The sequence below is a fragment of the Glutamicibacter sp. genome (assembly GCF_032154645.1).
GTDB lineage: Bacteria > Actinomycetota > Actinomycetes > Actinomycetales > Micrococcaceae > Glutamicibacter.
On record NZ_JALDXV010000019.1, the window covers coordinates 36151 to 58434 of the forward strand.

Here is a 22284-nt window from a genome sequence, read left to right on the forward strand (position 1 = left end):
CCCCCAAGGGAAGCGGGCCGCTGGTCTAGAAAAGTAGTTGGGATTTAGCCGAAGTACTTTTCCATGGTGCCTTCGTTGGCTTCGCGCAGCTCATCCACGGTAGCGGTGAACTCGCCCTGCACCTCTAGGGCGCCTGACTGTGCGTCGACGATGCCCAGGCGTGCCACGGTGACACCGCGGGCGCTGGTCATGTCGTTGAAGCGAACCTCTTCGCTGCGCGGAACAGCGACCAGCGCACGCGCCTGGGTCTCGGAGAACAGTGCGGTGAACGAATCGATGCCGTCGCGCTGCTTGATCTCATCCAGGGCCACGCGGGCGCCGACGCCGTAGCGCAGCACCATCTCGGTCAGCGCAACTGCAAGGCCGCCCTCGGAGATGTCGTGCGCCGAGTCGATCATGCCGTCGCGGCTGGCGTTGATCAGGATCGCGCCCAGTGCCTTTTCGGCAGCCAGGTCGACCTTTGGCGGCAGACCGCCCAGGTGTCCGCGCAGGTTGGCGAACTCCGAGCCGTCCAGCTCATCGGCGGTGGTGCCGATCAGGTAGATGGCCTGGCCGTCGGCCTCTTCACGCCAGCCCGATGGGGTGCGGCGGGCTACATCGTCCAGCTTGCCCAGGGTTGCTACCACTGGGGTTGGGTGGATGGCGCGGTCGCCGGTCTGGTTGTACAGCGAGACGTTGCCGCCGGTGACCGGGACGCCCAGCTCCATGCAGGCATCCGACAGGCCGCGGATGCCCTCGGCCAGCTGCCACATGACATCCGGATCCTCGGGGGAGCCGTAGTTCAGGCAGTCGGATACCGCAGCCGGGATCGCACCGGAGGTGGCGACGTTGCGGTAGGACTCTGCCAGTGCCAGCTGTGCGCCGGCGTACGGGTCCAGGTAGGTGTAGCGGCCGTTGGCATCGGTGGCGATGGCAACGCCCAGGCCCGTGGACTCGTCGATGCGGACCACGCCTGCGTCGTCCGGGGCAGCCAGCGCGGTGTTGCCGCCGACGTAGCGGTCGTACTGGCGGGTGATCCAGGACTTGTCGCACAGGTTCGGCGAAGCGATCAGTTCCAGCAGCGCGGACTTCAGCTCGTCGCCGGATTCAGGCAGGTTGGCGCCGGCATCCGAGGAGCGGAAGGTGTCAGCCTGCAGTGCATCCTGCCATTGCGGGCGGGCGTACGGGCGGTCGTAGACCGGGCCGTCGTGGGCCACGGTCTTCGGGTCCACATCGACGATGACCTCGCCCTTCCAGGTGATGATCAAGCGGTCGGTGTCGGTCACCTCGCCCAGCCAGGAGTACTCCACATTCCACTTGGCCATGACGGCCTCGAACGCCTCGACGTTTGCCGGGGTGACGACTGCCATCATGCGTTCCTGGGACTCCGACATCAGGATTTCGCCCGGGGTCAGGGTGGAGTCGCGCAGCAGCACGTCGGTCAACTCGACCTGCATACCGCCTTCGCCGTTGGATGCCAGCTCGGAAGTGGCGCAGGAGATGCCCGCGGCGCCCAGGTCCTGGATGCCCTCGACCAGCGAAGCCTTGAACAGCTCCAGGCAGCACTCGATGAGCACCTTCTCGGCGAATGGGTCGCCCACCTGGACTGCCGGACGCTTGGAAGGCTTGGTGTCGTCGAAGGACTCCGAAGCCAGCACCGAAGCGCCGCCGATGCCGTCGCCGCCGGTGCGGGCGCCGAAGAGCACCACCTTGTTGCCCACGCCGGAGGCGTTGGCCAGGCGCAGGTCCTCGTGGCGCAGCGCGCCGACAGCCAGCGCGTTGACCAGCGGGTTGCCCTGGTAGATCGGGTCGAACACGGTTTCGCCGCCGATGTTCGGCAGGCCCAGCGAGTTGCCGTAGCCGCCGATGCCGGAGACCACGCCGTGCACCACGCGCTGCGAATCTTCGTGGTCGATCGCGCCGAAGCGCAGCGGATCCATCACGGCGATCGGGCGGGCGCCCATGGAGATGATGTCGCGCACGATGCCGCCGATGCCGGTGGCCGCACCCTGGTAGGGCTCCACGAAGGACGGGGAGTTGTGCGATTCGATCTTGAAGGTCACGGCCCAGCCGTCGCCCAGGTCGGTGACACCGGCGTTTTCGCCCATGCCGACCATCAGGTCCTTCTTCATCTCGTCCGTCACCTTCTGGCCGAACTGGCGCAGGTGGTTCTTGGTGGACTTGTAGGAGCAGTGCTCGGACCACATGACCGAGTACATGGCCAGCTCCGCCGCGGTAGGGCGGCGGCCCAGGATCTTGACGATCTCGTCGAATTCGTTCTGCTTCAGGCCCAGCTCGGCCCAGGGCAGTTCGACATCAGGGGTGGCAGCGGCGTTGCCTACGGTGTCGATGTTGAAATCCTGGCTCACTTCTTGCCTCCAACGAGGTGGGTCAAAACACTGGTGAAGAACGTCAGGCCGTCGGTGCCGCGGTGGTCCGGACCGTAGCCTACCTCGATGGCGTGCTCCGGGTGCGGCATGAGGCCCACCACGTTGCCTGCCTTGTTGGTGACGCCGGCGATGGAGCGGCGCGAACCGTTCGGGTTCCAGCCCACGTAGGAGAAGGCGATGCGGTTCTCCGCCTCCAGCTCGGTCAGGGTGTTGTCGTCGACAACGTACTGGCCGTCCTGGTTCTTCAGCACGATGGTGATCTCCTGGCCGGCCTCGTAGCCGTTGGTCCAGGCGGTCTGGTTGTTCTCTACGCGCAAGACCTGGTCGCGGCAGATGAACTTCAGGTGGTCGTTCTTGATCATCGAACCGGGCAGCAGGTGTGCCTCGGTGAGGATCTGGAAGCCGTTGCAGATGCCCAGCACCGGAAGCTTGGCCTCCGAGTTTGCGGCGTCGACGATCTTGTCCATCATCGGTGCAAAGCGGGAGATGGCACCGGCGCGCAGGTAGTCGCCGTAGGAGAAGCCGCCGGGGATGACCACGGCGTCTACGTCCTGCAGGTCGGTGTCTGCATGCCACAGGGAGACGGCCTCGGCGCCGGCGGCGCGCACGGCACGTGCAGCATCGCGGTCGTCAAGGGTACCGGGGAAGGTCACCACGCCGATGCGGGCACCGGAGAGTTCAGCGCTTGGCGTTGAGTAGTCGCCAATCAGGGGAAGTTCGGTGCTCATTAGTCTGCGACGACCTCGACGTTGACGACGTCTTCGATGACTGGGTTGGACAGCAGGGTCTCGGCGGCTTCGCGGGCCTGGGCCAGGATTGCGTCGGTCACCTCGCCCTCTACGGTGAGTTCAAAGCGCTTGCCCTGGCGGACGGCTTCGAAGGAGTTGAAGCCCAGGCGGGGCAGCGCTCCCGCGATGGCCTTGCCCTGAGGGTCAAGGATTTCTGGCTTGAGCATGACATCTACAACGATGCGGGGCATCCGGCGTATCTCCTGTGCGCGAAGTGAGGTTAAATGCCACGCGGAGGTGCCGTCTCACACCATGGGATTTGGCGCTCCGCGAGCTTGCAGAATCAAGTCTACCGGTGAAAGTGATCTGGCAAACCTGTCTGTGTGGCAAACAACTACTTCTTCTAGGTCTTATGCGTGTGATCTTAGGCTCACGGCTAAGCTGAACGGATGGAAAACTCCTTGCCCGCCACCTGTCCCTGCCGTGTGCTCGATGAGCAGAAGCTAAGCTACGCGCAGTGCTGCCAGCCCTTCCATTTGGGCCGCACCCAAAAAACTGTGCTGCCGCAGACCGCCGAGGCGCTGATGCGTTCGCGCTACAGCGCCTTCGTGCAGCTGCTGCCGCAGTACCTGCTGGAGACATGGCACGAATCCACGCGCCCGGAAGAGCTGGAGCTCGACGAAGATCTTGTGTGGACGGGGCTGGAGGTTGTTAAAGCCCGTGCGGGCGGGGCCGGGGCGAACCGCGGCGTGGTTGAATTCATCGCGCACTACGGGCGCGGGGCAAACGCCGGAAGCCAGCGGGAGGTCAGCACCTTCGTCAGGCAGGACGGCGCCTGGTACTACGTCGATGCGCTCTAGTATTTAGAAGCGGCTGACCTGGCGCAGCATGTTGACCATCTGATTCTGCTGGCGTTCGCTGGCCAGTTCGAACGCATCCGATCCGGTCTGGTCCTTCAGATTCGGGTTGGCGCCATTGGTGACGAGCATTCGGGCGATGGTGACGTAGTTGCTGGTGCCCTGACCCAGGACGATGGTTTCGTGCAGTGCGGTCCAGCCCAGGTCGTTGACGTGGTCCACGTCGATGGAGGTCTTCAACAGGGCGCGGACGGCGCTCACCTGTCCGTTTTCGCAGGCAAGCGCCAGCGCGTTGCCGCCGACGCGGTTCGTTGCGCCCACATCGGCCCCGCTGGCCAGGAAATGGGTGATGGTTTGGGTCATCCCGGAGGCGCTGGCGCGCAGGAACGGCGAATCCTGGTAGTCGTCCTTGGCGTTCGGGTCTGATCCGGCATCCAGCAGCTGCTTGGCGATGGAGGGGTTTTCGTCGATCACCGCACGCATCATGGGGGTGCGTCCGGCGGAGTCTTGGGCGTTGACGTCGGCCCCGTCCTTCAACGCCTTGCGGACGTCCTTGACGCTGCCAGATTTAACCGCTGTGTACAGCGCCTGCGTCGGTTTCGAGAACTGGGCGGCGGCGGTGGGCAGCACCGTTACGCTACCTGCCGCGGAGTCGCCGGTAGACAGCGGAGCCACGGTGGGGGACGACTCTGAGGTTTCCGGGGTCGAAGACTCGGGAGCCTGCGAGGTGGCGTCGCCAGCTGTGGATTTGGGGCTGCTGGAACGTTCGGACTCGGAGGGCTTGGCGGGTTCGACCTGCTTTTCGCTTTTCTTCTCGGTCGTTGCCGGTGCTGAAGATTCCTTGACCGAGGCCGAAGGCGTCGAAACGACCTGTTCGGACTGAGGTGCGCCCTGGCCGCACGCGGTGCACGCGCCGAGCACCGCGGCGAGAGGAAGGGCAAGCAACACCACACCACGATGTGTTGTGCTGCGTGAACTACGAAGTGCCATCGTTCCTTTCGCGGTCCGTAAACCTGTATCCGTTGCCGCGCACGGCGTGGGAAGCTATTGCTCGAAAACCAGTTGATTCGAAATTGAGCTTAGTCCCGAAAGCTGAAAATTTGCGGGCAATCCGCGTCGAGAACTCTTGGTGTGTAGCCAATGGTTCTTCGCTAAAATCATAGGCACCATGGAATGCCTTTATTTCTCAGCTTCACGCTGCCGCTCCTGCACCCTGATGAACGTCCCCTATCTTGACCAGCTGCAGGGCAAGGTCGAGCACTGCCAGCACCTGTTGGCGGGATTCGAGGAGTTGAAGTTCCTCCCAGCTCAGGCCAGCAATGAGGACGGCTTCCGGAACAAGGCCAAAATGGTCATCTCGGGGACCACCGAGAATCCGACCATCGGTATTTTGGACGCCGACGGGCACGGGGTGGACCTGCGCAACTGCGGTGTCATCGACCCCGCGCTGCGCGCAATGTTTCCGGTCATCGAACGCTTCATCCGCGAGTTGAAGCTGATTCCCTATGACGTCCCCAAGCGCAAGGGCGAACTCAAGCATGTGATCTTGACCCTTTCGGACACCGGCGCAATCATGGTCCGCTGGGTGCTGCGCACCAAAAAGCACTTCGTCGCGCTGCGCAATTCCCTGCCCGAGTTCGTCGGGCAGCTGCCCCCGGGCTCCGTGGTGTCGGTGAACTTCCTGCCCGAGCACAAGGCGGTGCTTGAAGGGGAAGAGGAAATCATCCTGACCCGGCGCACCACCTTGGAATTCGGCCTCAACGGCATTCCCATGCACCTGCGGCCGCAGGGCTTCTTCCAGACCAACACCCAGATCGCCGCCGCGCTGTACCGGCAGGCGGCGCAGTGGATCAACGACGTGAACCCCGAAAGCGTCTGGGACCTCTACAGCGGCGTCGGCGGTTTTGCACTGCACTGCGCGCAGGAGGGCCGCGCGGTCTACGGCATTGAAACCAGTGCCGAGGCAGTTCAGGCGGCCAAGACCAGCGCACGGTCCATGGAAATGCAGGACCTGCATTTCACCGCGCAGGACGCCACCGAATTCGCGGTGAACGCGGGCTGGGCGCCCGAGGCGGTGATCGTGAACCCTCCACGCCGCGGCATTTCAGCAGAGCTGTCCACCTGGCTGAACCAGTCGGATGTCGGGCACATCATCTACTCAAGCTGCAACGCGCAATCGCTGGCACGGGACCTTGCACGGCTTTCCAACTACACCCCGAAGCTGGCACGGGTCATGGACATGTTCCCGCAGACCAACCACTACGAGGTCATCGTCAAACTGGAGCGCAACGCTGCCTAGCAGAAGGCTCTAGCGGTCGAGGGTCGCCGTGCGGCGGTCGAGTCGGCCGACGATTTCATCCACCAGGTGCGGGTCGATATTCGGTTCGCGGCGGGCCTTGAGCAGTTCATCGCGGGCGGCTTCCAGCGCGATCGCCTGGATGGAATCTGCCTTGGCGATGACCGCGCGGATCTGCGTGTACTTCTCGTCGGAAATCGCATCATGCGGATCCGGGTCCTGGGCCAAGATGGTGTGCAGTGAATTCATGCGCCGGCGCACCGCCTGCTGGTAGTTCTCGGGCAGCTCGGAGAGTTCGATATTTTCCTTCAGCGCCCGCAGCGCCACCGATTCTGCGCGCCGTGCCAGCTGGCGGCGTGCGCGTTTGGTGTCCTGCTCGTTGTTGCGCAGCTTCAGCACGCGCATCAGCGCCGGGAGGGTCAGCCCGGGAACCACGAGCGTCGTCAGCAGTACCGCGCAGGCGGTGACCACGACGAAGTTGCGGGCCTCAATGAGCGCCCCGTCGGCGGTGACCTTCGGCAGCGCCAGCGCCAGCGCCAGGGTTGCCAGACCGCGCATGCCGCACCATGTCAACACCAGCGTATCCTTGGCTGCCGGGATCTTGGGGTTTGAACGGTTCGGCAGATAGTAGGAGCCGAACATCCACAGTCCGCGGACCAGCACGACCACGATGCAGATCGCCGCTACGCCCGGAATGAAGCCGATGAGGTTCTTGCCTTCCTCCTGAATGACCTGGTTCATTTCGATGCCCATCAGGCCGAACGCCAGGCCGGTGGCGAGCATTTCCAGAACCTCCCAGAATGCGTGGCGGGTCAAGCGCTCCTGAGAATCCTGGGGGCGGTCGCGGCGCACCATCTCCAAGGCGGTGACAACCACGGCGATGACCCCCGAAATGTGCAGCTCCTCGGCGATCATGTAAACGGCGTAGGGAGCAACCAGCGTTGCCGCGCAGCGGGCCGCCAGATTCGGGACAAAACGGTTCAGCGCACCGACCAGCCAGCCCATGCCCAGGCCCAGGACGACGGCTCCGGCCGCGCCGATTAGGAACTGCGGGATGATCTCCAGCCCCACCGTCGACTTGTTGACCGTGGCCTGTACCGCGAGCTGGAAAATGACGATGGCCATCGCGTCGTTGAACAGGCCTTCGGTTTCAAGCAGGGAGGTCAACCGCCGCGGCATCTTGACCTTGGCGGCGATCGCATCCACCGCCACCGGATCCGGAGGGGCGACGACAGCGCCCAGCGCCAGAGCCAGCGGCAGGGAAGTGATCGGGGCGAAGGCCCAAGCGGTAGCCGCGACGGCACCCGCGGTGACCACGATGAGGATTACCGCGAGCCTGATCAATGCCTTCCATCGGAAGCGGAACACCGACCAGCTGCTGCGCTGGGCGGTGGCAAAAAGCAGCGGCGGCAGGAAGATCGGCAGGATCAGCTCCGGGTCGATGTGCATCTCCGGCATGAAGGGAAGGAACCCTGCCAGCAGTGCAAAGATGAGCATCAAGATCGGATAGGGGAGTTTTATCCGCTCGCCAACACCCACGATCAAGACCGTGGCGAACAACAACGCAATAGTCAGCAGGAAGAACTCCATGATGCCAATTCTAGGTCGCGACAAGCCTTTTTCTGGGATATAAGAATCTGTTTAACGTCTCACTGGCCCAGCAAAAGCTCCGCACGACTCCACCGGTCGATGGCGCATCCGTTGTGTTTGCTGTAAGTGCTTTGCACCGATTTTCCAGCCAATTCTCCGGTAATTTCTGCCCGCTCGGGTCCGCCGAAGATTTCCGTGCAGATCGCTTGGGGGCTTTGTTGCTGCACAATAATTTCAGGTTTTTCAGCGATTAATTTGCAGGCTTCCGCCGCCTCGGAAAGGGTGCTTGAATCCAGTGCTTTCGTCCCATTGCAGTCAAGAATAAATTGGTCTGAAATAGTGTTTCCATCGGCCCGAATTGTAATTTCGAGGTGTGTTGGCTCGGCGGTGGGCGGCTGTTCAGCGCAGCCGGCGAGGAGGACAAAACCCAGCACACCCAAGGCAGCTGTCGCCACAGCAGAATTTCGAGAACCGGTTCCCATGTGCTTCATTTTGCATCGCCGGGAACCTGATGGCCAGGGCCGCTCTGTTACTGCGGCAGATCCAGCGTTGCGGCGACAGCCAGCAGACGTTCGCGCAGGTTGTCAGCCCGTTGCGCAAACTGCTTTTGTAGCCGGACGTATTCGGCCTTGCCCTCGGCCGTTTCGATGCGGATCGGCTCATGTCCCCAATCGCCCAAGTCATAGGGCGAGGCCTGCATATCCATGGTTCGGATATCCCATGCCAGCTCAAAGCAATCCATGACCAATTCGCTGCTCACCGCGGGGGTCAGCTTATAGGCCCACTTGTAGAGATCCATATTCGCGTGCAGGCACCCGGGCTGTTCGAGGTCACGTTGCGCATCGCGCGTAGGCTGCAGCTCGTTCAGCGGTACCGCTTGTGGGGTGTAGAAACGGAACGCGTCAAAATGCGTGCAGCGGATCTTATGTGATTCAACCACTTCATCGGTTCCCTGAGCTCCGAGCCGCAGCGGCAGATACTCGTGGCGAATTCCGTTGACCTCGGATTTATAGGCCATGGCCCATTCATGCAGTCCGAAACAGGCGAAGTTCGCCGGCCGGGTGATGGTTTGAGAAAGGATCAATTGCGCGTAGCGGATGTTGCCTTCCCGTGCTTGTGCAAATGCCTGCGCGTCAAACATGACACCGGGACCCTGCTCGGTATCCACCGTGCGATAGAACTTCCAGTCGGCGCGTTCGGCTGCCTGATCCCCGGTGAGAACTACGTTGACGCCTGGGTGCCAGCGGTAAAGCTGTCCAGGTTTCTGCGTGTAATAGGTGAACAGGAAGTCTTCGATCGGGTGCTTTTTCGCAGTCATGCGCCGGGCCACGAACGGTTCACCGAATTGCCGAGCGCGTTGTTCGTGCTCGGCAGCCTGCGCCGTCCAGATCGAGGCAGGAAATACGGTGGGTGTGTGGGACATGGTTCAATTATCCGTTCACCGACGGATGGAACTCCACTTTGGTCTCTGAGCTCACAGTCCAACAGTGTGCAGCGGTATTAGTGCAGTCCAGATTTTCCTGCACCGACGGCCTGTTGGGCGCGCTACCGTCCTTGGTTCGTGGCCGAGTGGGTGCTGCTCAAAAGATCGCGGGTGATTTCCAGTTGGCCTAGGTGCTGGCAGAACTCTTCATGGACGTGGAACAGTACTCCCTGACAGGTGGACAGCCAGATTTCCGACTCCCTGCCTTCCGGTATCGCTCGGGGCGGAGCCTGCATGTTTGTTTGTTTGAGGTCTTCAACGAAGTGCTCGCGAGCAAGGTGGGCTGCAGCGAGGGCTTCACCCCTGGTGAGTTCGATGGTGAATTCTTCGTCGCGGTTACGGGCGATGGGAATTCCAAGGTTCACCGTGGAGGACCAACGTCTCATCATGCCGCAGCAATGGACGAGGATCTGGACCGGGGAGTTGGACCGCGGCACGGGAAGCTTTTCATTGAGCAGGTTTTCAGGTAGCTGCGTCATGACTCCGAGGATTTCATCGAACTTGACGGTCAGCATCCGAACAAGGATCTGCTCGCTGGTAGTTAAAGCGGCCATGTTCAAATTCTAGGTGAATCATGAAACAGTCTGGGCAGGCTCCAGCTTTCGAACGTTCTGCAATTACACTGCAGACTATTCATCTTTGTTCATCGATCCTTCGGGGAGCGTCTTATGAATCAGCCAGAGTGGGAACCGCCGGTTGCCGCCGGAGAATTGGAGCACCTGCTGGGAATGCTTGAACGGCTACGGGCCACCTTTCGCTATAAGTGCGATGGCCTGGCGCTGGACGCATTGTCAGCCAAACATGCCCCGAGCCAATTGAGCCTGGGCGGGCTCTTGCAGCATCTGGCATGCGTCGAGGATGAGAAGTTCAGCTGGTTGATCGCCGGGCAGAAGCCGAGCACGTTACTGAGCTTTAGCGACGAAGGGAAAGACCCGTTCGAGGTAACAGCCGCTGATCCTCTCCAAATATATGCCTGCTATGACCAGGCGGTGGAACACAGCCGCGAGATTCAACGCGGTCTTTCGGATCCTGGGGCTTTAGACCAGCCGAGCCTGTTGGAATTCGAGGGTCAACGTCCCAGCGTTCGCCGTATCATCTGCGATCTCATTGAGGAATACGGGCGCCATACTGGGCATGCGGATCTTCTGAGGGAGGCAATAGACGGCCGCATCGGTGAAGATCCTCCATGGGATTACGTCCCGGAATGGTTTCAGGGGTAGGCCTCAAGGTTAAACACCAGGGCCGGCACTCTGCGAACAGAGCGCCGGCCCAAGCTGACGACGGATCTTTGGGAACGATCCAGTGGGCCTTAGCCCATTTGGATGACGCCGAACAGCACGCCGGAGGCGAGCATGACAAGGCTGACAACCAAGGCACGCCACAGCACCTTCTTGTGGTGGTCGCCCAGGTCCACACGGGACAGCGAGACCAGCAGCAGAATTGCTGGAACCAGTGGCGACTGCATGTGCACCGGCTGGCCGGTGATCGATGCGCGGGCCATGTCTACCGCAGGCACCCCGAAGTGCGCACCCGCCTCGGTCAGCACCGGAAGGATGCCGAAGTAGAAGGCGTCGTTGCTCATCAAGAAGGTTGCAGGGATTGAAATCAGGCCGGTGATGACTGCCATGTAGGGGCCCATGGAGGTTGGAATGATGTCCACCAGCCAGGCGCTCATTGCATCGACCATTCCAGTTCCGGAGAGGACGCCGGTAAGAACTGCGGCGCCGAGCACCATGGAAACCACTGCAATGATTTCGCTGGAGTGGGCAGCGATCATCTTCACCTGATCGGAGACCTTCGGGAAGTTGACCAGCATTGCCACAGCGGTGCCAATCATGAACAGGTACGGCAGCGGCAAGATGTCGACAACAAGCAGCACCATGATTGCGACGGTCAGGATCAGGTTGAAAAGGAACAGCTTGGGACGCAGGGTCTCGCGGTTCGGATCCAGTACGGTTCCATCCAAGGTCACGGTTTCACTGCCGTCGCCCTTGGTGGCGACAGCCTCAAGTACAGCGATGGGGGAGCCGGAAGTGCCGCCAGGGGTCTTGCCGCCCTTGTCGTTTCCACCGGTGATTTTTCCCCCGCCGAAGGTGGTGCCCCACAGCTCTGGGCGTTCACGCTGCATGCGGCGGCGTTCGGCGATGCCCATCTGCCACGCAAAGATGCCGATGACCACCAGAGCGATGCCCAGCGACGGCAGCATCGGAACGAAGATATCTGAAGCCTCAACACCCAGGGCCGCCGCTGCACGGGCGGTCGGACCGCCCCAAGGGACAATGTTCAATGTACCGTTGGTCAAGCCCGCGACACAGGTGAGCACCACTGGGCTCAAACCCAGGCGCTGATAGATCGGTAGCAGGGCGGCGGTGACAACGATAAAGGTGGTGGAGCCGTCTCCGTCGAGGGACACCACTGCTGTCAGCAGTGCGGTGCCCATGATGACCTTGGCGGGGTCGTTGCCAACCAGCTTTTGGATCCCCGAGACCAACCGGTCAAAGAGGCCTACATCGATCATCAGGCCGAAGTACATGATGGCGAACATCAACAGTGCTGCGGTTCCGGACATCGACTTGATCGAGTCCATAATCATGTCGCCCAGGCCGAGCCCAGCCCCGGCGAACAGTCCGAAGACGGTGGGGACAATGATCAGCGCCAGCAGCGGAGTCATGCGTTTGGTCATGATCAGCACCATGAAGGTGGCGACCATGAGGAATCCGAGTGCAACTAGCATTGCCCCGACCTCCTTTGGTGAATAGGTGACACATCGTCGTGGCACCCAGCGGAATGAGGATGCCTATTCAAATTACGTGGCGGTGCTCACGTCGGTCTTGTTGTGCTGTTTTCTTGCCCCTTTTGGTTTTTTGAATCTTTTTGCTCATAAAACTCGCGACGGTGAATCTGTGGTTATGCTGGGTGCATGTCAGCTGCACACTCCGGAACCCGGCACTTTGCCTCGCGCATCATGCGCTTGCAATTCCTTGTCATCGGGTTCCTCATCGTGCTGGTGACAGCCGGGACCCTATTCGCCAGTTACAACAGTGTTTTTCAAAGGGCTGAGGATCGATCTTTGACCATCGCCCGTTCCGTGGCGGTCCAACCGTCGGTGATCAGCGAGGTCGAACACTATTCCGCCCAGGACGAGCTTGACGTCGACGAATTGCAAAACGGGCCGCTGCAGCAGTTGGCGGCGGCAATCGTCGCCCGCGGTGAAGCGTATTTTGTGGTGATCACCGAAGACCGCGGCTTGCGTTTGAGCCACCCGAACCCGCAGGAACTGGGGCAAAAGGTATCTACCGACCCTGTCGCGTTGAGCGGCATCGAGGACGTCTCCCGCGATCATGGCACCTTGGGTGAATCGGTGAGAGCCAAAGTTCCAATATATTCCCCGTCGGGCATAGTTATAGGTGAGGTCTCGGTCGGTGTAACCACCGACTCGTTGACAAGCGCCCTGCTGACATCCTTTAGCTGGATTGCACTCTTTGCCGCGCTGGCTACGGCGTTGGCTGTTTTGGCGGGTAGGTTCACCGTGCGCAGACTCAAGCAGCAAACTCTTGGACTTGAACCATCTGAGATTGCCCAGCTGGTCAGGGACCAGCAGGCTGTGCTTTACGGTGTGACCGAAGGCGTCATGGGTATCGGCGTGGATCATCGAATTACGGTGCGCAACAAGGCGGCGCGGCAGCTGTTGGGTTTACCGCATCGAACTCAGCTTCAGGACGTGGTGGGACGCCACTATGCATCTGCCGGACTTGACCCCGCCCTGGTTGCCGCGATTCGTGAACACGACAAGGCGCCGGTCCGGCTGCTGGTCAACGGAAACTCACTCATTGCACGAGTTACCGACGTGACCCGTGACGGCGTTGACCTTGGGCAGGTGGTGTTGTTCAGTGACGTCACCACCATCGAAGCGCTTGGCACCAAGTTGGACGCGGTGCAGGATATGGCCGATGCATTGCGTGCGCAGCGCCATGAGTTTGCCAATCGGATGCATGCAGTGCTTGGCCTGATCAATCTGAACAAGATTGAACAAGCCGAAGAGTATCTGCGCGAAGTCATGGAAACCGGTCCCAAAATTGCTCAGGTTCAAGGCCTAGAGGTTGTGGGTGACGCTTACTTGTCGGCATTCATTTCTGCCAAAGCAGTACGTGCACACGAGCTCGGCATCGAGCTACGCATCTCTCCCCAGTCGATGCTTTTCGGGCACATCGCTTCTGCGCACGATGCCCAAGATGCAACGGCGGTGCTGGGTAATCTGCTGGATAATGCGTTCACCGCTGCGTTGAGGACTGACGACGCACGCTGGGTGGAGATTGACCTGCTCTCGGAGGGGAGCACGCTCCACCTAGCCGTTTCAGACTCGGGTCCAGGCATTCCTGAGGGGCTGGATATTTTTGCTCCGGATATTTCGACGGGTTCGAGTCTCGGTTCATCTCATGGCCATGGGGTAGGGCTGCCGCTGATTAAGCGATTGGCGCAGGCCCGCAGCGGAGATGTCTGGGTAGCGGATCCGGGAGGGGCGGGAGCCGGAGCGGTGCTCTGCGCTAGGCTTCCAGCCGTCCTGAGTGAAGCGAAGAACACCACAACCAATCGGCGTATGCAGGAAGGTACTAACTGATGAACCAGAAGACCACTGGAAACTACCGCGTGCTGATTGTCGACGACGATTTCCGGGTGGGCGCCCTCCACGCAGACATGGTTAATGACATCCCTGGTTTTGAAGCCCTGGAGCCGATCCAGGATCCGCGGGTGGTGCCCAAGGCCATCTCCAGCCACAAACCTGATCTGGTTCTCTTGGATCTTTATCTGCCGCACGTCAGCGGCCTGGAGCTCCTGCCCGCCTTGGGGGTGGACGCGATCATGATTTCCGCCGCCACCGAACCCGAGAACGTGTCCCAGGCGATTGCCCGCGGTGCCCTCTCGTTCATCATCAAGCCATTCGGCGCAAAAACACTGGCGTCAAAACTCAAGGGCTGGGCGAGGTATCGGCGACAGCTTGAATCGGCAACGCAATTGGACCAGCTAGCAATTGACCGTCTGTATCGAACTTTGCAGGGATCCGACGAATCTGCGGTGCCAAGTTCCGGGGCGGCGCCCACCGAGCAGGCGGTGCTTGCCTGCGTTAAGGCGGCAAGGGAGCCCATGAGTGTCGCAGAAGTCGCCGAAACTGTTGGCGTTGCCCGCGCTACGGCGCAACGCTATCTCGCGGCGCTCGTTGCCAACGAAGCGCTGGAACTGCAATTGGGATATGGCACCCGTGGCCGTCCAGAGCATCGGTATGTGGCGCGGTAATATTCTCAAGACAGAATATTAAGCTTCATGACCGAAGGTAGAATACTAGGTTTTGTCAGTTGAATAGTAGTTATTTAATCCAACATATTCTCAACTAATTTAACCATGCGGATATTAGCTATTGATCGCGGCGTGGAATTAGGTTGCCCTTATTGTTGATCCGTGACTATTGATACATCATCTGAACTCGCATCGACCAGCAAGGCTGGTCAACGCATCGAACCAGCGGCCGCCCTTGCGGTGCTCCGCATTGTAATGGGACTTGTCTTCCTCTGGGCTTTTGCAGACAAACTCTTCGGCCTAGGACTTTCCACGCCACAGCAGAAGTCGTGGATTCACGGTGGCAGCCCCACCGCAGGTTATCTAGGCCACCTAGAAGGGGCGACCGCAGGCCTCTTTGCACCCATGGCGGGATCGCTACTCGTAGACCTGCTCTTTATGCTGGGACTCGGCGCACTGGGTGTCGGCTTGCTGTTGGGGATCGGACTTCGCGCCCTGTCTGTTGCGGGCACCGCCCTGATGCTGCTGATGTGGCTTAGTTCCCTGCCGCTATCCAATAACCCGGTCATTGACGAGCACATTGTTTACGCTGCCGTTTTAGTGGTCCTCGCAGCAACTCATGCTGGTGACAAGTGGGGATTCGGTCAGCAGTGGAATGCGATGCTTGAAACCAAGAGTCCTGCCCTGGCTCGGATCTTCTCCTAACTTGTTTGTGGGACGCGGTCTTAGGTTGCGTCCCATAAACGTCGGTAGAAGTCGATTTTCTGATCGTCGGGTTCGATTTCATAGCCGTCGTAAACGTATTGTTCAAAACCGGGACCGAAATTCCACCTCGTGCTCAGGGCGGCAATCGACAAATCGGCCCAGCGATCTCCGATTCCCAGCATGCCCAGGTCGACATGACCAACGAATCGAAAGTGGCTGTCGATCAGGGTATTGGGGGCGCAGGCGTCCCCATGGCAGACCACCAAGTCCTCCGGAGGGGCCTGCTCAATGAACCGTGCGCCTAGATCCTGGGGCAGTGGTGCGGTCCTTGAAGCAACGTTCCATTCAAAGGGGCAATCGGCTACCGGAAGCCGGGTATGCAATTCCCGCAGGCCAGCTCCCAAAGCAAGGGAAGCCAGTGCCGGTTCCTTCTGGCCAATTTCCGATATGACGCTCATTCCCATAAGCCCCTCGGTCACCATGAGCTGTCCGGCATCGAATTCTTCAAAACTGAGTACGGTCGGGACGACGCTGTAATTGGAGGCCCAAGAAAGCCGTTGAACCTCATGATTGAGATCCATTTCCTGCGGGGCTAGGGGAGCAATGTCCTCTGCTTGCTCCGGCCGGGGAGACCATTTTGCGAATCGCAATGACGAGGCCCCGATGAGTTTGAAGGTCAGACCGCCCAGCCCATTGCGCCAGACCGGAACTACCTGATCTTCACCGGCAGCACGCAAGACCTCCACGGGAACCGGGGTGTTCGGCGTCGGCGCACAGGCGATAAATCGGGGTTCAGTCATGGAGCCAATCATTCCACCTGCAAAAATCTGAGTCCAATTTTCTATCAGTCCTTCGATTCGTATTAACCTTGGTGCCACTGGCTGGTCAAGGCCGTCGTGAATACTGCCTGCATGACTGATCTTTCACGCCGAAATCTCATTACCGGTTCCCTTGCTACGGCCGCACTTGCTCTGACCGCCACGCCAGCCAGTGCATCGGGTGCACCGCGGTTGGTCCGCCAGCGGCTGGAACTAACCAGCGGGTTTTCCATGGGCGATGTTTCGACACGGGAGGCCGTCCTGTGGGCGCGCTCCAACGGCCGGGGACGACTGCGTGCGCACTTGCAGGCAATCGACGAATTCGGCAGGGTGGTGCGCGGACGGGGCCAGTTTAGCCGTACCCTGCGCGGTGCGTGGGCCAGCGAAAATACCGACTATACGGCCAAGATCGCCGCAGACCGACTGCCCGCGGGAACGCGGTTCTCGGTGCAAATTGGTTTTGAAGACGAGTTTGGAACCCTGGGGCAAACCACCTCGGGAACCTTCAGCACCGCTCCTTCGATGATTGGTCGTCGCAACCATGAGGCGCGGCGGGCGCAGAGCTTTGTCTGGTCCGGGGATACCGCTGGACAGGGATGGGGCATCAACGAAGAGATCGGCGGCATGCGAGCCTACGCTGCCATGCGCGAAACCAACCCTGATTTCTTCATTCACAGCGGCGATACAATCTATGCCGACGGGCCCATCGCGGCCGAGGTTCTCGAACCAGACGGGCAGATCTGGCGCAACCTCGTCACCGAAGAAGTCTCAAAGGTCGCAGAGACCCTTGCCGAATTCCGCGGCCGCCACCGGTACAACATGCTCGATGAGAACGTCCGCGCCATGTACGCTCAGGTTCCTGTCATCGCGCAGTGGGATGACCACGAAACCCACAACAACTGGTACCCGGGGCAGATCATTGACGATGAACGCTACACGGTCAGGGACGTCAACGTCCTGGCGGCCCGCGGACGCCGGGCATGGCAGGAGTACCAGCCCATCGCCAATCCGCGGGCGCTTCGCGGAGGCACCGGTTTTGAACAGGCGCGGATCTACCGGAAGATCTCCCGGGGCCCAGCGCTGGACCTCTTCGCGCTGGATATGCGCAGCGCTAAGTCAGAAAACACCGCAGGGCTGGAACAGCATGAAACTCCGATCCTTGGCGAAGAACAGCTTCATTGGCTCGTGGAATCCCTGTCCAAGTCCAGGGCCACGTGGAAGGTGGTGCTCAACGATCTGCCGCTGGGCGTCATCGTACCCGACGGCAAGGCTCAGGAATCAATCGCCAACGCAGACCACGGCGCGCCACTGGGCCGTGAACTTGAGTTGGCGCGGCTGCTCAAGGCAATCAAGGACCGCGGGGTGAAGAACGTGGTGTTCTTAACCGCCGATGTGCATTACTGCGCAGCGCACAGGTATTCGCCGGAGCATGCGGCGTTCAAGGATTTCAACGAGTTCTGGGAGTTCGTCGCCGGTCCGGTCAACGCAGGATCCTTCGGGCCCAATAAGATGGACCAGACCTTTGGGCCTACGGTGGACTTCTCCCTGGCTGGCACCACCAACCAGTCTCCTCGCAATGGCAAGGGACAGTTTTTCGGCCATGTAAGCCTCGATGACCAGGACCGGTTCACTGTATCGCTGCGCAACGGCCTTGGCGAGACGGTGTACCGGCGGATCCTTGAACCTGTACGTTAGGGCGCAGCAAACGACCGAGGCCGCCAGCACTGCTGGCCGCCTCGGTCGTTGTCGTTTAGGCTCTAGCGCCCGGTGCCGCCGTAAACGGTGGCTTCAACATCGGTATCGAGTTCGAAAGCGGTGTGAATGGCGCGCACCGCGTCATTGAGCTTGTCGGCGTCGGTGACCACCGAAATACGGATCTCGGAGGTGGAGATCATATCCACGTTCACGCCAGCCTGGTGCAGCGCCTCGAAGAAGGTGAAGGAAACACCCGGGTTCGAACGCATGCCCGCGCCGATCAGCGATAGCTTGCCCACCTCGTCATTGTGCTCGATCTCTTCAAAGCCGATCTCTGCACGGGCGGTTTCCAGAGCCTCCAGCACATGCTTGGTTTCGGTCATCGGCAGGGTGAAGGAAATATCGGTCTTGCCCGAACCGTGCGTGGAGATGTTCTGCACGATCATGTCGATATTCGCCTGCGCCGCGGCGATGACGCCGAAGATCTGCGCCGCCTTGCCGGGGATGTCAGGCACGCCGATAACGGTGACCTTTGCCTCGGAATGGTCGTGGGCAACACCTGAGATGATTGGCTGTTCCAAGGGTTCTCCCTCTTGAATTTTGATCTTGTCATTGGGGTCCGGGAGCACCCAGGTGCCCTCGTGCTGGCTGAAGGATGAGCGCACATGCAGTGGCACGCCGAATCGGCGGGCGTACTCCACGCAGCGAAGGTGCAGGATCTTGGAGCCGCTGGCTGCCATTTCAAGCATTTCCTCGCTGGAGATCTGATCGATCTTGGTGGCCGAAGGCACCACGCGTGGGTCTGCGGTGTAGACACCGTCCACGTCGGTGTAGATTTCGCAGACATCGGCGCCGAGAGCGGCTGCCAGTGCCACTGCGGTGGTATCCGAACCGCCGCGGCCCATGGTGGTGATGTTCTGCGAATCCTTGCTCATGCCCTGGAACCCGGCGACGATGGCGATGAAGCCGCGGTCGATGGCGCGGCGCACGCGCTGCGGGGAGACCTCCATGATGCGCGCCTTGCCGTGGGTGGAGTCGGTGATCAGACCCGCCTGAGAACCGGTAAATGAAGCCGCGCGCTCACCGAACTTGTTGATGGCCATTGCCAGAAGCGACATGGAGATGCGCTCACCGGCGGAGAGCAGCATGTCCATTTCGCGGGCCGGCGCATCGTCGGTGAGCTGTCCTGCGAGGTCCAGCAGATCGTCGGTGGTGTCGCCCATGGCTGAAACCACCACGACCACATCGTGGCCCTGGTTTTTGGTGTCAATAATTCGGCGCGCGACGCGTTTGATGCCCTCGGCATCTGATACGGACGAACCGCCAAATTTTTGCACAATTAGGCCCATGGGCACTGCCTCCACCAGTTGAAAGTTGCAACCCGCGCGATCACCGAAACGTCGGCAGAAATTGGCGCGCGAGAAACCTACTAGATCAATATTGTGACAGCTGAGCGCGAACATGTCCTAGTTGTGACGTTAACGATTGGTCATATTGCCTAGCGACTCCGGGTGAATCTTGCATTAACAGCTTCTCAGCCCTTGGCTTGGGTCAATATTTGTCGCCAAAATCTCTTCCATTCCGACACCGACTCGTGACTCTCAGCCTTAGTGATGTTTACCGCAATTGAGGTTTTATCCCCCTTGAGACCCATGTCCACCTGAGCCTTAGTGCCGTCGCTGAATGAAGCGCGCCAGTAGCGCCAGCGCTCGGAGGAGCTGATGGACGGTCCGTCGGTCAACTGCTGCCCGTTGAAGAATTGCAGGTCCTGGGTGACATGTATCCAGCGGGCCAAGGCCCCGTCGAGATCCGTATGGAGGGTGATGGTGGCGGAGCCTTGGAACGTGCCGTCCTGCGCTTGGCCGGGCAGGCGGCGCCCAATTTCCTGTTCAAATGCCACCGCCACGGATTGCGCCCACCACTCCGGATTGTGCAGATCGGAAGGCATCTGCGCCTCAGCCAACTGGGCGATTTCTTTGTGGGTGAGTTTCTCGGCGCCGGCTTCACGCAGATCGGTGGACCAGTTGTCCCATGCCTTGCCGGTGGCCCTTGCGATTGCTTCGGTATTGCTGCTTTTGGTAGCCATAGGTGCAGAATACCTGCACCGGAACTAGAAGTTGAGAGTGCAAATCCGCCGCGGCGGACGGTAGGTTCCGTTCGTCGCGGCGGATTTGGATGGAGGTATAGGGCTTAGGGCACCTGCATGTCACTGTTGAGCCTTCCCAGCAGGGAGATCAGGGTTTCCAGATCGGCATCGTCCCAGCCTGCGAGTCGGCTGCGAAGATCGGTGCGCCATTCCTGCAGCCACTGGCACCATCGCTCAACTGCCAAATCGGTGGGCAGCAGATGCGACACCCGGCGGTCCTGTTCGTCGGTTTCACGAACGACCAAACCAAGTTCTTCAAGCTTGGCGACCATACGGGACAGCGCGGCCTTGTCCATCAACAGCCGCTCGCAGATTTCGGATTGGGTGATGCGTTTGGTCCGCATGATGATCCCGAGCACCGGTAGCGCGGCCGGGGTCATTAGGTGCTCCAGTTGGGAGGCAACCGCTCGTTTGGAACGCGAGACGACCGCGATCAGCGCAAACATCTGTTCTTCGGTGGCGTCATATAGTGCACCGCGTTCTGCGCGCGGGGTGCTGCTACTGGCTGTCTCCATTGCTTCCCCTAGGCTCCGGTGCGTCCATCGTCGTGCTCATCTGCGGTCTGCGCCTCCGGCTGCCCGCCAGCCTGCTCTGGCGCTGCGTCGGTGTCTTCGCCTTCGCCCGCGGCTTGGCGTTCAACCGCAGTTTGGGTGCGCAGCTGCTGGTTCGGGATCAGGCAGACCGCGACGACGGTGATCAGTGCGATCGGGGCGGCGAAGGCAAACAGCGCCGCAACACCATCGCCGTAGACCGACTCAAAGATCACTCGGATCGGCTCCGGAAGGGTGGAGAGGTTCGGCAGCGAGCCCGAGGACAGCTGTGCGGACACCGCAGCAGCCTTGTCGCCAAGCTGCGCCATGGCGCCGGCGATTTCGCTCTGCTTGTCGGCCAGCATGTTCGGGATGTTGATCGCCAATAGCGCGCCGAGGCCCGCGGTGCCGGCAGTGCCGCCCAGGGTGCGGAAGAAGTTCACTGCGGAAGACGCAACGCCCAATTCGGAGACGGGAACCGAGTTCTGAACCACCAGCACCATATTCTGCATAACCAGACCGACGCCGGCGCCGAGGATGAACATGTAGAGGCCCACCAGGACGAAATTCGTGTCGTAGTGGATGGTGCCGAGCAGGAACAAGCCGATGACCTGAAGTACCGAGCCTGTGACCACAAACGCCTTCCACTTGCCGTAGCGGGTGATCAATGCACCGGCGGCGGTGGATACTACCAACAGGCCCGCCATCATTGGGAAGGTCATGAGACCTGCCTGGGTAGCGGTGGCTCCGCGGGCCATGATCATGTACTGGCTCAGGAAGACCGAGGTGCCGAACATCGACAGGCCTACGGACAGCGAGGCGATGACAGCGAAGGTGAAGGTGCGGTTCTTGAAGAGGTCGAGGTTCAGCAGTGGGTCGGTGGCCTTGAGCTCAACGATGACGAAGAGGATCAGCAGGAGCAGCGAACCGCCGGCCATGAGGAAGCTGGTGGAGGAATTCCACTCGAACTGTGTTCCGCCCAACGACATCCAGATCAGCAGCAGCGCGACTCCGGAGGACAGGAACATGATGCCCAGGTAGTCGATCTTGACCTTGCGCTTGGCGAACTCAGGAAGGTGCAGGGTGCGCTGAATTAGCAGAATGGCGATCACTGCGAAGGGTAGGGCTACGAAGAAGTTCCAGCGCCAGTTGATCGTGTCGGTGATGAAACCTCCGATCAGCGGGCCGCCGACGGTGCCCAGTGCCATGACGGCTCCGAACAGGCCCATGTACTTTCCGCGCTCGCGAGGAGAGAGGATGTCTGCCATGACGATCTGGCTCAATGCGCCCATGCCGCCGCCGGCAAGCCCCTGGATGACACGCATGGCAATGAGGAAGTCGGTGGTCTGGGAGAAGCCTGCCGCCGCCGAGGCCAGCACGAACATCGCCAGTGAGATCTGCAGCAGCAGTTTGCGGTTGCCAATGTCTGCCAGCTTTCCCCAGATCGGGGTGGAGATGGTGGTGGCAAGCAGGGTTGCTGTCACGACCCAGGTGAATGCGGTTTGTCCGCCGTCGAGATCGGAAACGATCACCGGCAAGGAACTGGACACGACGGTGCCGGCAAGGATCGAGACAAACATGCCCATCAGCAGGCCGGTCAGCGACTGCATTATCTGGGCATGGCTCATCTTGGGCTGCGAGACCGGTGCGGTTGCGGTCATTGTGACTCCCAGAGAAGAATAGAAAAGTTGATTGATGTCAACTATATACCTTTGGTTGACTATCATCAACTATGTGTGCTTTGCTCCACAATTGCTTACTCGTCAGAATAAACT

The 22284-nt window shown here is 60.5% G+C and carries 21 protein-coding genes; 7 read left to right on the forward strand and 14 right to left on the reverse strand.

The features are described 5' to 3' along the window. Nucleotides 1–44 precede the first annotated feature (44 nt). The 3 genes from purL to purS are packed head-to-tail and all read right to left on the reverse strand — an operon-like array spanning nt 45 to nt 3348. A complete protein-coding gene (gene purL / locus RUH64_RS13945) occupies nt 45–2348 on the reverse strand; it encodes a phosphoribosylformylglycinamidine synthase subunit PurL (protein WP_313814177.1) in 2304 nt (767 codons plus the stop codon). After that, the gene (gene purQ, locus RUH64_RS13950) at nt 2345–3097 is read right to left on the reverse strand and encodes a phosphoribosylformylglycinamidine synthase subunit PurQ (protein WP_313814178.1); all 753 of its coding nucleotides are present in this window, start codon (nt 3095–3097) and stop codon (nt 2345–2347) included. Before purQ ends, purL begins: the two co-directional genes overlap by 4 nt. Continuing rightward, nucleotides 3097–3348, reverse strand: coding sequence for a phosphoribosylformylglycinamidine synthase subunit PurS (gene purS / locus RUH64_RS13955; RefSeq protein ID WP_313814180.1), 252 nt, complete (start codon nt 3346–3348; stop codon nt 3097–3099). The genes purQ and purS overlap by 1 nt, the downstream gene beginning before the upstream one ends. A 210-nt stretch (nt 3349–3558) precedes the next feature. On the opposite strand from purS, the gene RUH64_RS13960 reads away from it, so the two are divergent. After that, on the forward strand, nt 3559–3957 hold the full coding sequence (locus tag RUH64_RS13960) for a YchJ family metal-binding protein (protein ID WP_313814182.1): 399 nt from the start codon (nt 3559–3561) through the stop codon (nt 3955–3957). 3 nt (nt 3958–3960) lie between these two features. On the opposite strand, the gene RUH64_RS13965 is transcribed toward RUH64_RS13960, so the two are convergent. Beyond that, nucleotides 3961–4944: an ankyrin repeat domain-containing protein gene (locus tag RUH64_RS13965; protein ID WP_313814183.1), complete on the reverse strand. Its 984-nt coding sequence runs from the start codon at nt 4942–4944 to the stop codon at nt 3961–3963. A gap of 178 nt (nt 4945–5122) precedes the next feature. Here RUH64_RS13965 and RUH64_RS13970 point away from each other — a divergent pair, with 178 nt between their 5' ends. Next, nucleotides 5123–6253 (forward strand): methyltransferase domain-containing protein, encoded by a 1131-nt coding sequence (locus RUH64_RS13970; RefSeq protein WP_313814184.1) that lies wholly within the window; start codon nt 5123–5125, stop codon nt 6251–6253. 9 nt (nt 6254–6262) lie between these two features. On the opposite strand, the gene RUH64_RS13975 is transcribed toward RUH64_RS13970, so the two are convergent. The 4 genes from RUH64_RS13975 to RUH64_RS13990 form a co-directional block, all read right to left on the reverse strand. Continuing rightward, complete coding sequence (locus RUH64_RS13975) at nt 6263–7840, reverse strand: sodium:proton antiporter (protein ID WP_313814185.1); 1578 nt, start codon at nt 7838–7840, stop codon at nt 6263–6265. A 59-nt stretch (nt 7841–7899) separates the two neighbouring features. Further along, nucleotides 7900–8322: a hypothetical protein gene (locus tag RUH64_RS13980; protein ID WP_313814186.1), complete on the reverse strand. Its 423-nt coding sequence runs from the start codon at nt 8320–8322 to the stop codon at nt 7900–7902. 47 nt (nt 8323–8369) lie between these two features. Continuing rightward, nucleotides 8370–9263 (reverse strand): 3-methyladenine DNA glycosylase, encoded by an 894-nt coding sequence (locus tag RUH64_RS13985; RefSeq protein WP_313814187.1) that lies wholly within the window; start codon nt 9261–9263, stop codon nt 8370–8372. A 122-nt stretch (nt 9264–9385) separates the two neighbouring features. Continuing rightward, nucleotides 9386–9877: a DUF664 domain-containing protein gene (locus tag RUH64_RS13990; RefSeq protein ID WP_313814188.1), complete on the reverse strand. Its 492-nt coding sequence runs from the start codon at nt 9875–9877 to the stop codon at nt 9386–9388. A 114-nt stretch (nt 9878–9991) separates the two neighbouring features. Here RUH64_RS13990 and RUH64_RS13995 point away from each other — a divergent pair, with 114 nt between their 5' ends. Then, nucleotides 9992–10543: a DUF664 domain-containing protein gene (locus RUH64_RS13995; protein WP_313814189.1), complete on the forward strand. Its 552-nt coding sequence runs from the start codon at nt 9992–9994 to the stop codon at nt 10541–10543. A gap of 89 nt (nt 10544–10632) precedes the next feature. Here the strand turns inward: RUH64_RS13995 and RUH64_RS14000 are convergent, their stop codons facing one another. Continuing rightward, the gene (locus RUH64_RS14000) at nt 10633–12057 is read right to left on the reverse strand and encodes an SLC13 family permease (protein WP_313814191.1); all 1425 of its coding nucleotides are present in this window, start codon (nt 12055–12057) and stop codon (nt 10633–10635) included. A 186-nt stretch (nt 12058–12243) separates the two neighbouring features. Here RUH64_RS14000 and RUH64_RS14005 point away from each other — a divergent pair, with 186 nt between their 5' ends. The 3 genes from RUH64_RS14005 (at nt 12244) to RUH64_RS14015 (ending at nt 15320) form a co-directional block, all read left to right on the forward strand. Continuing rightward, on the forward strand, nt 12244–13941 hold the full coding sequence (locus RUH64_RS14005; protein WP_313814192.1) for a sensor histidine kinase: 1698 nt from the start codon (nt 12244–12246) through the stop codon (nt 13939–13941). Then, entirely contained in the window at nt 13941–14615 is a 675-nt protein-coding gene (locus tag RUH64_RS14010) for a response regulator (RefSeq protein WP_313814193.1), read from the forward strand. Before RUH64_RS14005 ends, RUH64_RS14010 begins: the two co-directional genes overlap by 1 nt. Before the next feature lie 162 nt (nt 14616–14777). Continuing rightward, nucleotides 14778–15320, forward strand: coding sequence for a hypothetical protein (locus RUH64_RS14015; RefSeq protein WP_313814194.1), 543 nt, complete (start codon nt 14778–14780; stop codon nt 15318–15320). Between the two features lie 20 nt (nt 15321–15340). On the opposite strand, the gene RUH64_RS14020 is transcribed toward RUH64_RS14015, so the two are convergent. Next, complete coding sequence (locus RUH64_RS14020; protein WP_313814195.1) at nt 15341–16120, reverse strand: phosphotransferase; 780 nt, start codon at nt 16118–16120, stop codon at nt 15341–15343. Between the two features lie 111 nt (nt 16121–16231). Between RUH64_RS14020 and RUH64_RS14025 the strand changes: the two genes are divergently transcribed. After that, entirely contained in the window at nt 16232–17833 is a 1602-nt protein-coding gene (locus RUH64_RS14025; RefSeq protein ID WP_313814196.1) for an alkaline phosphatase D family protein, read from the forward strand. 62 nt (nt 17834–17895) lie between these two features. Here RUH64_RS14025 and RUH64_RS14030 read toward each other — a convergent pair whose 3' ends face one another. The 4 genes from RUH64_RS14030 to RUH64_RS14045 all read right to left on the reverse strand — a co-directional run bounded on the left by RUH64_RS14030 (nt 17896) and on the right by RUH64_RS14045 (nt 22170). Further along, nucleotides 17896–19182 carry an aspartate kinase gene (locus RUH64_RS14030; protein ID WP_313814197.1) on the reverse strand — a complete coding sequence of 429 codons (1287 nt, stop codon included), beginning with the start codon at nt 19180–19182 and terminating at the stop codon, nt 17896–17898. A 185-nt stretch (nt 19183–19367) separates the two neighbouring features. Further along, nucleotides 19368–19919 carry a hypothetical protein gene (locus tag RUH64_RS14035; RefSeq protein ID WP_313814198.1) on the reverse strand — a complete coding sequence of 184 codons (552 nt, stop codon included), beginning with the start codon at nt 19917–19919 and terminating at the stop codon, nt 19368–19370. Nucleotides 19920–20023: 104 nt separating this feature from the next. Next, nucleotides 20024–20494: a helix-turn-helix domain-containing protein gene (locus tag RUH64_RS14040; RefSeq protein WP_313814199.1), complete on the reverse strand. Its 471-nt coding sequence runs from the start codon at nt 20492–20494 to the stop codon at nt 20024–20026. An 8-nt stretch (nt 20495–20502) separates the two neighbouring features. Continuing rightward, a complete protein-coding gene (locus tag RUH64_RS14045) occupies nt 20503–22170 on the reverse strand; it encodes a DHA2 family efflux MFS transporter permease subunit (protein ID WP_313814201.1) in 1668 nt (555 codons plus the stop codon). Between the last annotated feature and the right edge of the window lie 114 nt (nt 22171–22284).

Excerpts from the sequence above, each read along its gene's own strand:
- purQ (WP_313814178.1), bottom strand. The coding sequence starts at position 3,097 with ATGAGCACCGAACTTCCCCTGATTGGCGACTACTCAACGCCAAGCGCT.
- purS (WP_313814180.1), bottom strand. The coding sequence starts at position 3,348 with ATGCCCCGCATCGTTGTAGATGTCATGCTCAAGCCAGAAATCCTTGAC.
- RUH64_RS13965 (WP_313814183.1), bottom strand. The coding sequence starts at position 4,944 with ATGGCACTTCGTAGTTCACGCAGCACAACACATCGTGGTGTGGTGTTG.
- RUH64_RS13970 (WP_313814184.1), top strand. The coding sequence starts at position 5,123 with ATGGAATGCCTTTATTTCTCAGCTTCACGCTGCCGCTCCTGCACCCTG.
- RUH64_RS13975 (WP_313814185.1), bottom strand. The coding sequence starts at position 7,840 with ATGGAGTTCTTCCTGCTGACTATTGCGTTGTTGTTCGCCACGGTCTTG.
- RUH64_RS13980 (WP_313814186.1), bottom strand. The coding sequence starts at position 8,322 with ATGGGAACCGGTTCTCGAAATTCTGCTGTGGCGACAGCTGCCTTGGGT.
- RUH64_RS13985 (WP_313814187.1), bottom strand. The coding sequence starts at position 9,263 with ATGTCCCACACACCCACCGTATTTCCTGCCTCGATCTGGACGGCGCAG.
- RUH64_RS13990 (WP_313814188.1), bottom strand. The coding sequence starts at position 9,877 with ATGGCCGCTTTAACTACCAGCGAGCAGATCCTTGTTCGGATGCTGACC.
- RUH64_RS13995 (WP_313814189.1), top strand. The coding sequence starts at position 9,992 with ATGAATCAGCCAGAGTGGGAACCGCCGGTTGCCGCCGGAGAATTGGAG.
- RUH64_RS14000 (WP_313814191.1), bottom strand. The coding sequence starts at position 12,057 with ATGCTAGTTGCACTCGGATTCCTCATGGTCGCCACCTTCATGGTGCTG.
- RUH64_RS14005 (WP_313814192.1), top strand. The coding sequence starts at position 12,244 with ATGTCAGCTGCACACTCCGGAACCCGGCACTTTGCCTCGCGCATCATG.
- RUH64_RS14010 (WP_313814193.1), top strand. The coding sequence starts at position 13,941 with ATGAACCAGAAGACCACTGGAAACTACCGCGTGCTGATTGTCGACGAC.
- RUH64_RS14020 (WP_313814195.1), bottom strand. The coding sequence starts at position 16,120 with ATGACTGAACCCCGATTTATCGCCTGTGCGCCGACGCCGAACACCCCG.
- RUH64_RS14025 (WP_313814196.1), top strand. The coding sequence starts at position 16,232 with ATGACTGATCTTTCACGCCGAAATCTCATTACCGGTTCCCTTGCTACG.
- RUH64_RS14030 (WP_313814197.1), bottom strand. The coding sequence starts at position 19,182 with ATGGGCCTAATTGTGCAAAAATTTGGCGGTTCGTCCGTATCAGATGCC.
- RUH64_RS14035 (WP_313814198.1), bottom strand. The coding sequence starts at position 19,919 with ATGGCTACCAAAAGCAGCAATACCGAAGCAATCGCAAGGGCCACCGGC.
- RUH64_RS14040 (WP_313814199.1), bottom strand. The coding sequence starts at position 20,494 with ATGGAGACAGCCAGTAGCAGCACCCCGCGCGCAGAACGCGGTGCACTA.
- RUH64_RS14045 (WP_313814201.1), bottom strand. The coding sequence starts at position 22,170 with ATGACCGCAACCGCACCGGTCTCGCAGCCCAAGATGAGCCATGCCCAG.